The sequence below is a fragment of the Citrobacter sp. Cpo100 genome (genome assembly GCF_030332595.1).
Taxonomy (GTDB): domain Bacteria; phylum Pseudomonadota; class Gammaproteobacteria; order Enterobacterales; family Enterobacteriaceae; genus Citrobacter; species Citrobacter portucalensis.
The window spans coordinates 789,495-804,458 of the sequence record NZ_JAOWHM010000037.1 but is presented as its reverse complement, the minus strand read 5'-3'; the positions used below and the strand labels follow the sequence as shown (position 1 = coordinate 804,458).

Here is a 14,964-nt window from a genome sequence, read left to right as displayed (position 1 = left end):
GACGACATTCTGTGCCGCCAGTTACGTAAAAACCTTGCGTTAACGCAGCATATCGCCACATTCACGCCCAGTTTTCCATCTGAAATACGCGGCCTGCAGGCGGTACGTCTTGCGCGTCATGTGTCACCTGTACCACCGGGATCCCCAATTTACGCACCTCGGTGAAGACCCATTGGCGAAAGTTATCGCGTAGCGACGCATCCAGCCTGCTAAAGGGCTCATCAAGTAACAGCGCCTGGGGCTGCGCCAGCAGCGCGCGGAGCAGGGCGACACGTGAGCGTTGTCCGCCGGAGAGTGATGCCGGATCGCGCGAATAAAAACCTGCCAGGTCAGCGCGCGCGAGAGCGCATTCAATCTCATGGCGTCTGGCGGGACCTTGCAGGCTGGCGGGTAAGGCCAGCAGTAAATTCTGCCCAACGCTGAAATGGTCAAACAGCAGCGCATCCTGGAACAAAATGCCAATCTGGCGCTGCGCGGTAGGTAACGTATCGATGCGTCGTTCATTAAGCCACAGTTCGCCTGAGGCCTGGAACTGGGGAGACAACGCCCCGATCATCCATGAAAACAGCGAAGATTTCCCGCTGCCGGAAGGTCCCATAATTGTGACGATGTCACTTTTGTTAACCTGAAAATTAACGTCTTTCACCAGCGCTTTCGCGCCCTGGTACAACGAAACGCCTCGTACAGTAAGCATTAGCGGAGTCCTTGTCGAAAGCGGCCGATCCACGCGGCGAGAAAGGCTGCAAGTGCGAAAACGAGCAGTGGTAAAAGCAACTGCCACAACGCTTGTGTTGCCAGAATCGCACTGCTACCGCCGCTGCTTAATGCCACCGCTTCGGTGGTTAACGTGGGATAGCGTCCGGTACCTAGCCACATCGTTGGCATATACTGGGCGATACTAACCGAGAAGCCAACCGCGAAGGCAATCAATGCCGGGCGTGCCAGCTGTGGGCATTTCACCAGCCAGAATATCCGCCCCCGCGTCCAGCCCAGGGTTTGCGCAATCAAAATTAATCGTGGGTCAATGCGCTGCCACACCGGTTTAAGCACAAATAGCATCCAGGGCATCACCCACAGCAGGTGGCCCCAGATAATGGTCGTCATCAGTCCATCTTGTTCGGCATATAACGCCAGCAGATATTGTCCGGTTACCAGCGGTAGCGCAGGCAAAATGAGCGGTAGCCAGACCCAGCGGTGTCCGGTTTGTGGACCCCATTCCAGCCAGGCAAAAAGTATCAGAAGCGCCAGCACGCTGGAAAGGAGCCCCAGTTGCAGGCTGTTGCTGAGCGCCTCGCTGTTTAGCGAGGAATAGCTGGCGATAAGCGCCAGTACCAGCGCGCATACCACACCGCTGACGGGCAAAATCTGTACCAGCGGGCGTGCGATTGTCATAGATGAAAAATGCTGGCGTTCACCGTTTACTGCCGGAATAGTATGTCGCCAGGCACGCCAGAGCAGATAACCCACCAGCGCGATAACAAGGAGCAACAGCACCAGCAACAGACTGGCAAGTGCGCCTTTCGCCTGCTGTTCGACGTCGCCCTGACTGAGCCACTGCCAGCTCAATACGGCAAGCGTTGGCGGATTGCCGGGGCCAAGAACGATTGCCACATCAACAACGGAGAGTGACCAGGCAACAATCGCCAGCATAGCTTTACCTAATGCCGGGCCGATAGCGGGCAGAACCAGCCAGTTCAGGCATTTCAGTCGGCTGTAACCCAGCGAATCCAATACGATAACCTGCTGAGAAAGTTGTTTTTCACTCAGCAGGGCCGAGAGAATCCATAACAAAAAAGCGCTCTCTTTCACCGCCAGCGTTACGCCAAGTCCAATGCCGTAGCGGTCCGGCTGTGGGCTGAGGAACGGGAGCCATTGCCAAAGTATGCCGCCTTCAGCAAAAATCAACAGCACGCTGGTGGCGAAGGCAACGTGCGGAATTGCCAGCAGCCACGGAAGACGCGTATACAGACGTACCCAGCCTGCGCCGGGCCACAAGGCGAGGATAGCCAGCAGCGCAATAATCAGCGCGCCCCCAGCCGCGAGGCCGACGGAAACCAGCGTTGCCAGTAACGCCTGCGGAAGTTGAGGATCGGCAAAGAGCGCCAGCCAGTGTGTGATACTAAGCGCCGGTGTTATCAGAGACCATGCCGCTGGCGCCAACGGCAGATAAACTGCCGCCATGATGGCCCAGAGTAGCAGAATTAATGCGTACCGTAGCGGCGTAGCCATTCTTGTTCCAGAGCGTTTACCCAGGCTGCATGCGGTTCTGGCAACACGGCAGGGAGCCCCTGAGGGATCCGCGCCAGCAGCGCATCACGCTGTTCGTCAGGCAATTTTTGTGGATCAAGCACCGAAGGATCTCCCCAGACAGCCGGGTCAGCTTTGCGCAGTTGCGCTTCAGGAGAAAGCAGGAAGTTTGCCACGACTTTTGCTCCGGCACTGGCGTGGGCATTCGCCGGAATGGCAACAAAGTGCACGTTGCCGAGCATGCCCTGTGAGAAACCAAAACTGTAGCTGCTTTTAGGCAACTCGCCGCTGGCTACTTTTTGCTGCGCGTGGGCAGGGTTAAAGGTCAATGATAAACGCAGGGTACCGCTATTGAGCAGTGAATCCATTCGTGCTGGCGTGGGCGGAAAATCTTTGCCTTCACGCCAAAGTACAGGATGCAAGGTATCAAGATACTGCCACAATGGCGCGGTAACTTCGGCGAATGTCGCTGCATCTGGCGCAACTTTCAATGCCTGTGGTTTGGTGGTGAGCGAAATTAGCAACTGCTCAAGAAAAGCAGTTCCGGTAAAGTCTGGCGGGCGTGGATAGGTCACCGTGCCAGGGTGCGCCTGCGCAAATTCAAGAAGTGCCTGCGGAGATAACGGCGGCTGCGCGGTGAGATCGCGCCGGGCAATAAAGGTGAGTTGGGCACCGCCCCACGGTGATTCAGCCCCCTCTGTTGGAACGGAGAAATCTTCGGTCACCGGTTTTTGTGTATCAACATAGCGCCAGTTAGGCAGCGTTTGCGCCCACTGGGTTTGCAGCAGCCCGGCTTCTTTTAGCGTACGGAAGTTTTCGCCGTTAACCCACAGTAAATCGACAGAGCCGCCGGTTTTTCGCCCGGATGCCGCTTCCGTCTGGATGCGTTTTACGGCATCGGCGGCGTCCGCCAGGCGCACGATTTTCAGGTTAATGTCGTAGTGCGTTTTCATCTCGCCGCTAACCCAGTCGAGATACTGGTTAACTGCATTGTCGCCACCCCAGGCGTTGAACCACACCGTTTGACCACGGGCGTCATTTTTGATTTGTTGCCAGCTGGCGTCCTGGGCAAACGTCGCCAGCGGGCAGAGCAACAAACTCAGACACAATAAGCAGTAACGCATAATATCTCCATGGTTAAAAATGGGGGAAGGTCTCAGCTTTTTTTCCGTTGGCGCTCAAGATAAAGGCTTCTCGCCACCGATATCACCACGCTTAGGGCAAACAGGACAAACAGACCCGTCACAAACCAAAATGTGCCGCCGGTTAACAGGCTTCCCGCCCATGAGTAGACGATAGTGGCGGGTAACTGTCCGATGCCGGTGGCGATGAAAAAATGGCGAAAACGAATTGAGGTCAGGCCAGCCGCGTAGCTTACCGGGTCGAACGGCACAAAAGGTAACAGGCGGCAGACCAGAATAGTGTGCTTACCATAGCGCTCGAAAAAAGCGTCCATATTGTTCAGCACCGTTTTTCCGGTCAGCTTTTCCACCGCACCGCGACCTAAAATGCGGGCAATAAAAAAGCACAGCGCCGCACCTGCCATTGCGCTGCTCCAGGATAGTACGCCGCCCCAAAACGCGCCAAACAGCGAGGCATTGGCAAACGTGATCACAAACGCAGGAAGCGGTGCAACGATGGCCTGTAAGATCATCAGGAAGAACGACACCACCGCCGCCTGGGTTCCATAAGAACGAATAAAGTTCTCAAGAGCATGCTGATCGAGTGTGGTAAATGCTGCCAGGCTGCTGTGGAGAAAATCACTCACGCCAGGTATCCATGCCCATGCCATTAGCCCGAGCAGTAGCAGAGCAATCAAACCCGCCCGGTAATAGCGAGCCAGCCGCGCTTTATTCCGTTTTATCATTTACCCGTACACTCATGGTTGGCTGACGGATCGATGTGCTTATATCGGGCCCAGGCTTTGGCTGCCTGAACGAGGGCGAATAACGCCAGCCCTGCCACGCTGAGCTTACCGATGAATACCAGGGTAATGCCTTCGCTGGCGAGTTCATGCGACATCAGCGTATAGATAAAGATGCCGGGTAAGGTGGTAAGTGCCGATATTACGGTAAATGACCAGAACGGAATGGCCGTCAGCCCATAGGCGTAATTTTGAATATTATAGGGGAACAGCGGTACGAGCCGGGTCAGGATTAGAAAGTCTACTCCGCTATGGGCAATGCCTTTTTCGATAGCCTGAAACGTCGCAGTGTGCCCAACGTATTTCAGTAGTAGATCCCGTCCAAGCCAGCGAGCCAGCAAAAACGACAGCGCCGAGGCCACGGTTGCTGCCACTAACGAGATAAGCGTCCCAGCCACGGGGCCAAACAGCACACCGCCGACGATCACCAGGATGCTGCCTGGGATCAGACACAGCGCAGCAACAATAAACAGCAGGATATAAAGCGTATAGCCGAACATACCGCTTTGGCGGATGACGTCTTGTAAATGATGGAAATTGGTTATCAGGTCGGTCAGACCATAATGATGGAAAACTCCCGCCAGAACGCAGAACAGGACCGCGACAATCAGCAGCCGGTATTCTGCTTTATGCGAACTTCTTTTTCATGGGGGTTCTCCTGTAAAACCGAGTGCAATGGAGCATTTTCGTCAGCGAAAAGTGCGCGCGAAGATATAATAAATTCCCGGCCGTAACAATGTATTACCGTCACTTTATTGATTTTGCACAGAATAAACAGACTCTCCAGGCCGGGCCTGGAGAGTAAAAAGACGCAGAAGGTCAGACGCGGAATTTAGCCCATACAGGCGCATGGTCGGACGGTTTTTCCATGCTGCGAATTTCATAGTCGATGCCGGTTTCTTCGCAGCGTTCCGCCAACGGGTTGCTCGCCAGCAGCAGGTCGATACGCAGGCCACGGTTATCGTCAAAGCCTTTTGAGCGATAGTCGAACCACGAGAACTGGTCATTCTTTTCAGGATTTGCGTGACGGTAAGTATCCACCAGACCCCAGCCCAGCAGGCGTTCCATCCACTCACGCTCCTCCGGCAGGAAGGAACATTTACCGGTACGCAGCCAGCGTTTACGGTTTTCTTCGCCAATGCCGATATCGAGATCGGTTGGGCTGATATTCATATCGCCCATAATCAATACCGGATTGTCGCGCTTCAGTTCAGTCTCCAGATAGTTTTGCAGGTTCTGATAAAACGCGGCTTTGGCCGGGAATTTGGTTTCATGGTCACGGCTTTCGCCCTGCGGGAAATAGCCGTTGATCACCGTGATGCTGCCCAGAGGGGACGGAATTTCTGCCATGATGATCCGACGCTGCGCTTCTTCGTCATCGCCCGGGAAGCCACGACGTACCGCAATTGGCGTTTCTTTCGTTAACAGCGCCACGCCGTAATGACCTTTCTGGCCGTGATAAAAGACGTTGTAACCGAGCTTTGCTACCTCTTCGAGAGGGAACATATCGTCGTGGACTTTTGTCTCCTGTAAGCCAATAACATCCGGTTGGTGTTTTTCGACAATGGCTGCCAGTTGATGGGGACGGGCACGCAGGCCGTTGATATTAAAAGAGACAAATTTCATAGTCGCTGCCACTTTGCAAGATGAATAGTGCAAGGATGGTAGCAGAATTTCTGCAGCCTGACTGCTTCTTGTCACCTGATTCCAACAATGATTGCTAATGGTGTTAACGATGGAGCAAAAACTGCACCGTTTTGGCGCGAAGCGCGTCGGAATGGGGCAATAATTTCCGAAAAATTTCGTATACGATCACAATTCCAGAATTATATTTGGCGACTGAATAAAACTGCGTTTTTTCCTCTTTTTAGTCGCCTGATGCGCAAACATATTCACTTTATATGCACATGCAGTGAATATCGCCACGTTGTAACCTGTTGATATTCCGTCATCGACCTCCGTTTATGCACTTTTTTCGCTGGCTGGCACGAACCCTGCAATCTACATTTACACCGCAAACACTATATTTATTAACATATAAATAACCTTTTATTTACCGTTGAGGTCGCTATGTCTCTGTCAATTACGCGTGAAAATTTTGATGAATGGATGATGCCCGTATACGCTCCGGCCCCTTTTATTCCGGTGCGGGGTGAAGGTTCATGTCTGTGGGATCAGCAGGGTAAAGAGTATATCGATTTCGCGGGAGGCATTGCGGTTAACGCGCTGGGTCACGCCCACCCGGCATTGCGCGAGGCATTAAACGACCAGGCGAGCAAATTCTGGCATACGGGAAATGGCTACACCAACGAGCCGGTACTGCGTCTGGCGAAAAAGCTGATTGACGCCACCTTCGCCGAGCGCATTTTCTTCTGTAACTCCGGTGCAGAAGCCAACGAAGCGGCACTAAAACTGGCGCGTAAATACGCCCACGATCGTTTTGGCAGCCAGAAGAGCGGGATTGTAGCGTTTAAAAATGCTTTCCATGGCCGCACGCTGTTTACCGTCAGCGCCGGAGGACAGCCTGCCTATTCACAGGATTTCGCGCCGCTGCCGCCGGATATCCGTCATGCCGTATACAACGATCTCGATTCTGCCAGCCAACTGATTGATGACACCACTTGTGCGGTTATCGTGGAGCCTGTGCAGGGTGAAGGCGGTGTGGTACCGGCAACAAAAGCCTTTTTGCAGGGGCTACGTGAGTTATGCGATCGCCATAATGCGCTGCTGATTTTTGATGAAGTTCAGACCGGTGTTGGCCGTACCGGGGAGCTGTATGCCTATATGCACTACGCCGTGACGCCGGATCTGCTGACGACAGCAAAAGCGCTGGGCGGTGGTTTCCCCATCGGCGCACTGCTGGCGACAGAGCGTTGCGCCAGTGTGATGACGGTTGGTACACACGGTACAACGTACGGCGGAAACCCGCTGGCGACGGCGGTGGCAGGTAAATTGCTGGAAATTGTGAATACACCGGAAGTGCTCAACGGAGTAAAACAGCGCCACGACTGGTTTGTGGAGCGTATAAACGCCATTAACGAACGTTTTGGACTGTTTAGTGAAATTCGTGGACTCGGACTGCTGATCGGCTGCGTGCTGAACGCGGAATTTGCCGGGAAAGCGAAACTCATCTCGCAAGAAGCGGCTGTTGCCGGGGTGATGGTACTGATCGCTGGCGCTAACGTGGTGCGTTTTGCGCCAGCGCTCAACGTCAGCGAAGAAGAAGTCGCCACCGGACTGGATCGCTTTGCGCTGGCCTGCGAACGCATTAAAGCAGGAGGTTCATCATGATGGTGATTCGTCCCATTGAACGCGCGGATATCACCGCGTTGATGCAGCTTGCCAGTAAGACCGGCGGCGGGTTGACCTCGCTACCGGCGAATGAAGCTACGCTGATGGCGCGTATCGAACGTTCACTCCAAACCTGGCGCGGTGAGTTGCCAAAAAGTGAGCAGGGATATGTGTTTGTGCTGGAAGACAGCGCCAGCGGAACCGTGGCGGGAATTTGCGCCATCGAGGTGGCGGTGGGGCTTAACGACCCCTGGTACAACTACCGGGTCGGTACTCTGGTGCACGCGTCGAAAGAGCTGAACGTGTACAACGCGCTGCCGACGCTGTTTCTGAGTAACGATCACACGGGTAGCAGCGAGCTTTGCACGCTGTTTCTCGATCCGGACTGGCGAAAAGAAGGCAACGGCTATTTGCTGTCAAAATCGCGCTTTATGTTTATGGCGGCCTTTCGCGACCGATTTAATGAGAAAGTCGTGGCCGAGATGCGCGGCGTGATTGATGAGCACGGTTACTCGCCGTTCTGGCAAAGCCTCGGTAAACGCTTTTTCTCAATGGAGTTCAGCCGGGCGGATTTTCTCTGCGGAACAGGACAGAAAGCCTTTATTGCTGAACTGATGCCCAAGCATCCTATTTATACCCATTTTCTGTCTGATGAAGCGCAAGGCGTGATTGGTCAGGTACACCCGCAAACGGCCCCAGCGCGGGCGGTGCTGGAGAAAGAGGGATTTCGCTACCGCAACTATGTCGATATTTTCGACGGTGGGCCAACGCTGGAATGCGATATCGACCGGGTTCGGGCTATTCGTAAAAGCAGGCTGGTGGAAGTGGCGGAAGGTCAGCCAGCAACCGGTGATTATCCGGCCTGTCTGGTTGCCAATGAAAACTATCAAAACTTCCGCGTCATGCTGGTTCGCGCAGACCCGGATACCCAACGTCTGGTACTGACGGCGGCGCAACTGGATGCCCTGAAATGCCACGCGGGCGACCATGTACGTTTTGTACGTCTTTGTGCAGAGGAGAAAACAGCATGACACTATGGATAAACGGTGACTGGGTGACGGGGCTGGGCGAGCGTCGGGTGAAAACCAACCCGGTAAGCGGTGATGTGCTGTGGCACGGTAATGATGCAGATGCAATGCAGGTGACGCAAGCGTGCCAGGCCGCACGCGCAGCCTTTGCCGGTTGGGCTAAACAGCCTTTCAGCGCACGCCAGACTATTGTTGAAAAGTTTGCTTTATTGCTGGAAAGCAATAAAGCCGAGCTAACTCAGATTATCGCCAAGGAAACCGGAAAACCTCATTGGGAAGCCGCGACTGAACTAACGGCGATGATCAATAAAATCGCCATCTCCGTTAAAGCTTACCATGCCCGTACCGGTGAGCAGCACAGTGAACTACCGGATGGTGCGGCAACGTTGCGCCATCGCCCACACGGCGTGCTGGCGGTTTTTGGTCCGTATAACTTCCCCGGTCATTTACCCAATGGTCATATTGTTCCGGCATTGCTGGCAGGCAATACGTTGATTTTCAAACCCAGCGAGTTGACGCCGTGGACCGGTGAAGCAGTAACAAAACTGTGGGAGCAGGCGGGGTTGCCGCCGGGCGTGCTGAATCTGGTGCAGGGCGGACGTGAAACGGGGCAGGCGCTGAGTGCGCTGGAAGACCTCGATGGCCTGCTGTTTACCGGCAGTGCGAATACCGGTTATCAGTTGCATAAGCAGTTATCCGGCCAGCCGGAAAAAATCCTTGCCCTGGAGATGGGGGGCAACAACCCGCTGATTATTGAAAATCCGGAGGATATTGATGCCGCGGTGCATCTGACTATTCAATCCGCATTTGTCACCGCCGGACAGCGCTGTACCTGTGCCCGCCGCCTGCTCGTAAAAAAAGGCGCGCAGGGTGATGCGTTCCTGAAGCGTCTGGTGGAGGTTAGTCAGCGTTTAATGCCCGGCAACTGGGATGCACAACCGCAGCCATTTATGGGTGGACTAATTTCCGAACAGGCAGCGCAACACGTCTATGATGCCTGGCAGCGTCTGGCGTCGTTGGGTGGCCGTACGCTGTTAGCGCCACGTCTGGTAAATGCCGGAACGTCACTGCTGACCCCTGGAATCATCGAACTGACCGGGGCGGGGAACGTACCTGATGAAGAGGTTTTCGGTCCGCTGCTCGGCGTCTGGCGTTATGACAGCTTTGATGATGCGATTCGTATGGCGAACAACACCCGCTTTGGATTGTCATGTGGGTTAGTTTCGCCCGATCGCGGCCAGTTTGAACAGCTACTGTTGGAGGCGCGGGCAGGGATCGTCAACTGGAATAAGCCGTTAACCGGCGCTGCGAGTACCGCACCGTTTGGCGGTGTAGGCGCTTCCGGGAATCATCGCGCCAGCGCGTGGTATGCCGCAGATTATTGCGCCTGGCCGATGGCAAGTCTGGAATCCCCGGCCCTAACGCTGCCAACGGCGCTTAGCCCCGGACTGGATTTTTCTCGCGAGGATAAGCTATGAAAGCCCGTGAGGTAAATTTTGATGGTCTGGTGGGGCTAACTCACCACTATGCTGGATTGTCATTTGGTAATGAGGCCTCAACCAAACATCGATTTCAGGTGTCGAACCCGCGTCTGGCGGCAAAGCAAGGTCTGCTAAAGATGAAAGCGCTGGCGGATGCGGGATTTCCTCAGGCGGTGATCCCGCCCCACGAGCGGCCTTATATTTCGGTTCTGCGTCAGTTGGGTTTTAGCGGCAGTGACGAACAGGTGCTGGAGAAAGTGTCGCGTCAGGCGCCTCACTGGCTCTCCAGTGCCAGCTCCGCATCGCCTATGTGGGTAGCGAATGCGGCAACGGTTTGCCCTTCGGCAGACTCGCTGGACGGGAAAGTGCATCTGACGGTGGCGAATCTGAATAATAAGTTCCACCGTTCACTGGAAGCGCCTACTACCGAAGCATTGTTACGGGCGATTTTCCGTGATGAGAATAGCTTTGCGGTCCACGGCGCGTTGCCCCAGGTTGCGCTTTTCGGTGATGAAGGGGCGGCAAACCATAACCGGCTGGGTGGAGATTACGGTGACCCCGGCGTACAGCTGTTTGTTTACGGTCGTGAAGAAGGCAATGCATCCCAACCGAAGCGCTATCCGGCAAGGCAATCCCGTGAGGCCAGCGAAGCGGTCGCGCGACTGAATCAGGTCAACCCACATCAGCGCATTTTTGCCCAGCAAAACCCGGACGTTATCGATCTTGGCGTGTTCCATAACGATGTGATTGCGGTATCGAATCGCCAGGTGCTGTTTTGTCATCAGCAGGCGTTTGTCAGACAGCAGGCATTGTTAGAGCAGTTGCGCAGTCAGGTGGCAGGTTTTACCCCGCTGGAAGTCCCGACAGCGGAAGTGTCGGTGCAGGATGCCGTGACCACTTATCTGTTTAACAGTCAGTTACTGAGTCGTAGTGACGGTTCGATGATGCTGGTCCTGCCGCAGGAGTGTCGGGAGCATGCTGGCGTGTGGCGGTATTTGAACCGGCTTCTCGAGGAAGACAATCCGATCGATGACCTGCGGGTATTCGATCTGCGTGAAAGTATGTCCAACGGCGGTGGTCCGGCATGCTTGCGCCTGAGAGTGGTGCTCACTCCGCAGGAACAGCAGGCGGTGAATCCGGCGGTTATCATGAACGACACGCTGTTTAACACGTTGAATAACTGGGTTGACCGTTACTATCGCGATCGTCTTACCGCTGCCGACCTTGCCGACCCACAGCTGTTGCGCGAGGGGCGTGAAGCGCTGGATACGCTGACGCAATTGCTCAACCTCGGCTCAGTGTATCCTTTCCAGCAGGAGGGGATGCGCCATGGATAACTTTCTGGCGATCACGCTCGCAGGCGCCACTCCAGAGAAAACGCAAGGAGCCACTCATGGTTTTGACTGGCAGTGGATCGGTCACGGAATTCTGGAACTGACGCCGCTTGCACCCGTTGAACATTCTCTGGTGCTGTCTGCGGGGATCCATGGCAATGAAACCGCGCCGGTAGAGATACTCGATTCATTGCTTTCCAGGCTGTTTAGCGGCGAGCTGACACTGACATGGCGGCTGCTGGTGATTCTGGGAAACCCGCAGGCGCTGGCTGCGGGAAAACGGTATTGTCATAGCGACCTGAATCGTATGTTTGGCGGTCGGTGGCAGATTTTTACCGCAAGTGAAGAAACGCACCGAGCCCATGAGCTTGAGCTGTGTCTGGAAGATTTTTATTCGCGGGCGAAAGAGCCAACACGCTGGCATCTGGATCTGCACACCGCGATCCGCGGTTCACAGCATCTGCGCTTTGGCGTATTGCCACAACGCAACGTTGCCTGGGACGAGGATTTTCTTGAATGGCTGGGAGATGCGGGACTGGAAGCGCTGGTTTTCCATCAGACGCCTGGCGGCACGTTCACCCATTTTAGCGGGGAACATTTTGGTGCGTTGGCCTGTACGTTGGAACTGGGTAAAGCGCTGCCGTTCGGGCAAAACGATCTCACCCAGTTTGCGCAAACGGCAGACGCACTGGAGAAACTGCTGCGGGGTGAGCGGGTGCCGACGAGAGAAATATCCCCGCTGCGTTATCGCGTGGTGTCGCAAATCACGCGTCGTAGCGACGATTTCATTCTCCACATGGATAACCAGACGCTAAACTTTACCCCCTTTAAAGAAGGCACCTTGCTGGCGCAGGACGGAGATGAACGTTTTATCGTCACCCATGATGTTGAATACGTTCTCTTTCCCAACCCTAACGTGGCCTGTGGTTTACGTGCCGGATTGATGCTCGAAAAGTTGTGATAAATATATTCGCCCTGCAGGTTTATCCTTTAGGGCTTATTTTTGCGTGCTGTTTTTATTTATTACGGATTATTCCTGGTGAATTGCTTTCTTAATAATCAGGGTTCAGGTATAGTTCTCCATAATCCTTTCAAAATCATCCTGTTGTAATTTTTTATTGCAACTCTGCGCAATTTATTCTTTTTTTCTTCATAATTGATGAAAGTTTGTTTTTTACACTTTCACGGTTTTACCGTTGCTCTGATTAATTGACGATTAAGCCGGTAAAGTTACTCTCGTCAACACGACATCACATTGCATAAGAGTCGCATGAGTGTCGTAAAAATAACTGAAAGAAAGGATAGAAATTATGCGTAAACTGACTGCTCTGTTTGTTGCCTCTACTCTGGCGCTGGGTGCTGCGAACCTGGCTCATGCTGCTGACACTACAACAGCTGCACCAACGGATGCTAAACCGATGATGCACCACAACGGCAAATTTGCCCCGCATCACGACATGATGTTTAAAGACCTGAATCTGACTGACGCTCAGAAACAGCAGATTCGCGAGATCATGAAAGGCCAGCGCGATCAGATGAAACGTCCGCCGCTGGAAGAACGCCGTGCAATGCACGATATCATCGCCAGCGATAGCTTCGATAAAGCGAAAGCCGAAGCGCAGATTGCGAAGATGGAAGAACAGCGCAAAGCCAACATGCTGGCGCATATGGAAACCCAGAACAAAATTTACAACATTCTGACCCCGGAACAGAAAAAGCAGTTTAATGCCAATTTTGAGAAGCGTCTGACAGAACGTGCAGCGCAGAAAGGTAAAATGCCGGAAGCTGCCGAGTAATCGATCAGCGTCTACACTAAATCATTCACACTGTGTCGCGCTGATTGCCGCACAGTGTGAAACAAAACTCAAGACCGCCGCTCTTGTCCACAACACGTATAACGATGTGGGCAGGATCGGCGGTTTTTTCATTTCTGCCTATTGCACCGGACGCACGACACGCTATTCTCCTGAAGCCCGCGAAAATTCTACCTGGATCAGCGCGTTATTCTTTTTTGCAAAATGCCGGGTTCATCGCTAAGGCAAATCAACTCTGCTGCCGATAACAATAATCTGCAGGGTGAACATAATAATGATGATTTATGGCTGTCTGTTTACGGCAGGCTGCCATGCTTCTCCTTTCTGGAGGGATGATGGAATACTTTGATATCCGCAAAATGCCGGTTAACCTCTGGCGGAATGGTGCGGGGGAAACGCGTGAGATTTGCTGTTTTCCGCCAGCAACACGAGATTTTCACTGGCGGGCGAGTATCGCCTCCATTGCAGCAAACGGTGAATTTTCACTTTTCCCGGGTGTAGAACGCGTGATTACGCTGCTGGAGGGAGGGGAGGTCACTCTGGAAGAAGCGAACATCTTTACGCATACCCTCAAACAGCACCAACCTTTTACCTTTGCCGGTGACAAGGTGGTAAAAGCAAAGCTGACGGAAGGGCAGATGTCTATGGATTTTAATATCATGACCCGACGAGATGTTTGCCAGGCAAAAGTCAGAGTTGCCGATCGCACCTTTACGACCTTTGGTTCACGCGGCGGCGTGGTGTTTGTTATCAGTGGTGCATGGCAACTGGGCGATAAACTGCTGACGGCCGACCAGGGTGCGAGCTGGCATGACGGCAAACACACATTACGACTGCTGGAGCGCGAGGGAAAATTGCTGTTCAGCGAGATTAACTGGATGCCGGGGCATTCTCCGGACACAGTTCAATAATGTCATATTGACCAGACAGAACAGGCCGGCAGAGAATTTTGTAGCCATCATGGTCAAAGCCTGCTGGCATACGCGCCAGGGTAGTCGCTTCATCCAGCGTTGAAACGGCTCCCAGCCACAGCCAGTTGTTGATGATATGGTACTGTGTCATTTCAGCGCCGGTTTCCTGCAGTGCAATAGCATTGCTCCATGGCCAGCAAATCACTCTCACTCTTTCCAGCGCCGCTAACAGACGCAAATGATGCGCTTCATGACTCTCTTTTCCGCAGCACGCTCCGGCGCAGCGTTTAAGCGCGGAGCGAAAACAGGCGCGCCCGCGACTCAGGGGTTCCAGCCCCAACAGGCCGTAGCACAGCTGTTGTTCATCCGCGAGGCTTTGCAACGCTTGTAGCGCTGCGCGACGATTGGCAAACAGGCCAAACAGATTGGGTGCATGGGAGAAATCAATATCTCGTGCGTAGACAACCTGAACAGTTCGGTCGGTAAGCTGCAAGGCGCAAAGCTGACGATTGCGCCGCAGTCGTTTATTAAACAACGGCTGTTGTTCTTTGATCAACCGCGCTTCCAGCAGCAGGGCACCAATTTCTCCCGCCGTACAAATCCAGCTAATGCGTTTGGCCTGACGCAGCATTGCCGCTTCGTCCGCGGTACGCAGGTGTGCCAGCACGCGGCTGCGAATATTGACGCTTTTACCAATGTAGAGCGGCATAGTGTCGCTTTCACTGTGAAACAGATAGACGCCTGGTGCGGTGGGAAGCGCACTCAAAAATGGACGCAGGTGTTCAGGATATTCATAGATTGCCGCTGCCTCAAATGTCAGGCGTGGGGCTGATTGACGCCGTACCACTTCTCACTCCGGATGCTGGTTATTCATCCAGTGTAGCAGTTTGAAACCGATTAAAAAAGCGGCATCAGACAAGGAAGAGTGGCCGGA

General features: G+C 53.8%; 14 protein-coding genes. 7 read left to right on the top strand and 7 right to left on the bottom strand.

All coding sequences use genetic code 11. From position 1 onward, the window contains the following. Positions 1–61: 61 nt before the first annotated feature. From OGX96_RS19445 to xthA, 6 genes are all read right to left on the bottom strand, one after another. The gene (locus OGX96_RS19445; RefSeq protein ID WP_191226105.1) at positions 62–694 is read right to left on the bottom strand and encodes an ATP-binding cassette domain-containing protein; all 633 of its coding nucleotides are present in this window, start codon (positions 692–694) and stop codon (positions 62–64) included. Continuing rightward, positions 694–2,229, bottom strand: a complete 1,536-nt coding sequence (locus OGX96_RS19440; RefSeq protein ID WP_286583988.1) for an ABC transporter permease family protein — start codon at positions 2,227–2,229, stop codon at positions 694–696. Before OGX96_RS19440 ends, OGX96_RS19445 begins: the two co-directional genes overlap by 1 nt. Then, positions 2,202–3,371: an ABC transporter substrate-binding protein gene (locus tag OGX96_RS19435; RefSeq protein ID WP_191226103.1), complete on the bottom strand. Its 1,170-nt coding sequence runs from the start codon at positions 3,369–3,371 to the stop codon at positions 2,202–2,204. Before OGX96_RS19435 ends, OGX96_RS19440 begins: the two co-directional genes overlap by 28 nt. A 32-nt stretch (positions 3,372–3,403) precedes the next feature. Next, the gene (locus OGX96_RS19430) at positions 3,404–4,114 is read right to left on the bottom strand and encodes a TVP38/TMEM64 family protein (protein ID WP_286583986.1); all 711 of its coding nucleotides are present in this window, start codon (positions 4,112–4,114) and stop codon (positions 3,404–3,406) included. Further along, on the bottom strand, positions 4,111–4,767 hold the full coding sequence (locus OGX96_RS19425; protein ID WP_170974252.1) for a TVP38/TMEM64 family protein: 657 nt from the start codon (positions 4,765–4,767) through the stop codon (positions 4,111–4,113). Before OGX96_RS19425 ends, OGX96_RS19430 begins: the two co-directional genes overlap by 4 nt. A 223-nt stretch (positions 4,768–4,990) precedes the next feature. Then, the gene (gene xthA / locus OGX96_RS19420; RefSeq protein WP_003030642.1) at positions 4,991–5,797 is read right to left on the bottom strand and encodes an exodeoxyribonuclease III; all 807 of its coding nucleotides are present in this window, start codon (positions 5,795–5,797) and stop codon (positions 4,991–4,993) included. Positions 5,798–6,241: 444 nt separating this feature from the next. Between xthA and astC the strand changes: the two genes are divergently transcribed. The 7 genes from astC to ves all read left to right on the top strand — a co-directional run bounded on the left by astC (position 6,242) and on the right by ves (position 14,030). Then, a complete protein-coding gene (gene astC, locus OGX96_RS19415) occupies positions 6,242–7,462 on the top strand; it encodes a succinylornithine/acetylornithine transaminase (RefSeq protein WP_286583984.1) in 1,221 nt (406 codons plus the stop codon). After that, on the top strand, positions 7,459–8,493 hold the full coding sequence (gene astA / locus OGX96_RS19410; RefSeq protein WP_048214344.1) for an arginine N-succinyltransferase: 1,035 nt from the start codon (positions 7,459–7,461) through the stop codon (positions 8,491–8,493). Before astC ends, astA begins: the two co-directional genes overlap by 4 nt. Next, positions 8,490–9,968, top strand: coding sequence for a succinylglutamate-semialdehyde dehydrogenase (gene astD, locus OGX96_RS19405; RefSeq protein ID WP_103285092.1), 1,479 nt, complete (start codon positions 8,490–8,492; stop codon positions 9,966–9,968). The genes astA and astD overlap by 4 nt, the downstream gene beginning before the upstream one ends. Next, complete coding sequence (gene astB, locus OGX96_RS19400; RefSeq protein WP_286583981.1) at positions 9,965–11,308, top strand: N-succinylarginine dihydrolase; 1,344 nt, start codon at positions 9,965–9,967, stop codon at positions 11,306–11,308. Before astD ends, astB begins: the two co-directional genes overlap by 4 nt. Then, positions 11,301–12,266, top strand: coding sequence for a succinylglutamate desuccinylase (astE, locus tag OGX96_RS19395; protein WP_103285094.1), 966 nt, complete (start codon positions 11,301–11,303; stop codon positions 12,264–12,266). Before astB ends, astE begins: the two co-directional genes overlap by 8 nt. 349 nt (positions 12,267–12,615) lie before the next feature. Beyond that, on the top strand, positions 12,616–13,101 hold the full coding sequence (spy, locus tag OGX96_RS19390) for an ATP-independent periplasmic protein-refolding chaperone Spy (RefSeq protein WP_186413473.1): 486 nt from the start codon (positions 12,616–12,618) through the stop codon (positions 13,099–13,101). A 353-nt stretch (positions 13,102–13,454) separates the two neighbouring features. Next, on the top strand, positions 13,455–14,030 hold the full coding sequence (gene ves / locus OGX96_RS19385; RefSeq protein WP_103285095.1) for an environmental stress-induced protein Ves: 576 nt from the start codon (positions 13,455–13,457) through the stop codon (positions 14,028–14,030). Here the strand turns inward: ves and cho are convergent. Next, the gene (gene cho, locus OGX96_RS19380; RefSeq protein ID WP_137377824.1) at positions 13,990–14,877 is read right to left on the bottom strand and encodes an excinuclease Cho; all 888 of its coding nucleotides are present in this window, start codon (positions 14,875–14,877) and stop codon (positions 13,990–13,992) included. The genes ves and cho overlap by 41 nt on opposite strands. Between the last annotated feature and the right edge of the window lie 87 nt (positions 14,878–14,964).

Excerpts from the sequence above, each read along its gene's own strand:
- spy (WP_186413473.1), top strand. The coding sequence starts at position 12,616 with ATGCGTAAACTGACTGCTCTGTTTGTTGCCTCTACTCTGGCGCTGGGT.
- astD (WP_103285092.1), top strand. The coding sequence starts at position 8,490 with ATGACACTATGGATAAACGGTGACTGGGTGACGGGGCTGGGCGAGCGT.
- OGX96_RS19430 (WP_286583986.1), bottom strand. The coding sequence starts at position 4,114 with ATGATAAAACGGAATAAAGCGCGGCTGGCTCGCTATTACCGGGCGGGT.
- ves (WP_103285095.1), top strand. The coding sequence starts at position 13,455 with ATGGAATACTTTGATATCCGCAAAATGCCGGTTAACCTCTGGCGGAAT.
- astC (WP_286583984.1), top strand. The coding sequence starts at position 6,242 with ATGTCTCTGTCAATTACGCGTGAAAATTTTGATGAATGGATGATGCCC.
- astA (WP_048214344.1), top strand. The coding sequence starts at position 7,459 with ATGATGGTGATTCGTCCCATTGAACGCGCGGATATCACCGCGTTGATG.
- astB (WP_286583981.1), top strand. The coding sequence starts at position 9,965 with ATGAAAGCCCGTGAGGTAAATTTTGATGGTCTGGTGGGGCTAACTCAC.
- OGX96_RS19435 (WP_191226103.1), bottom strand. The coding sequence starts at position 3,371 with ATGCGTTACTGCTTATTGTGTCTGAGTTTGTTGCTCTGCCCGCTGGCG.
- OGX96_RS19445 (WP_191226105.1), bottom strand. The coding sequence starts at position 694 with ATGCTTACTGTACGAGGCGTTTCGTTGTACCAGGGCGCGAAAGCGCTG.
- OGX96_RS19440 (WP_286583988.1), bottom strand. The coding sequence starts at position 2,229 with ATGGCTACGCCGCTACGGTACGCATTAATTCTGCTACTCTGGGCCATC.
- astE (WP_103285094.1), top strand. The coding sequence starts at position 11,301 with ATGGATAACTTTCTGGCGATCACGCTCGCAGGCGCCACTCCAGAGAAA.
- xthA (WP_003030642.1), bottom strand. The coding sequence starts at position 5,797 with ATGAAATTTGTCTCTTTTAATATCAACGGCCTGCGTGCCCGTCCCCAT.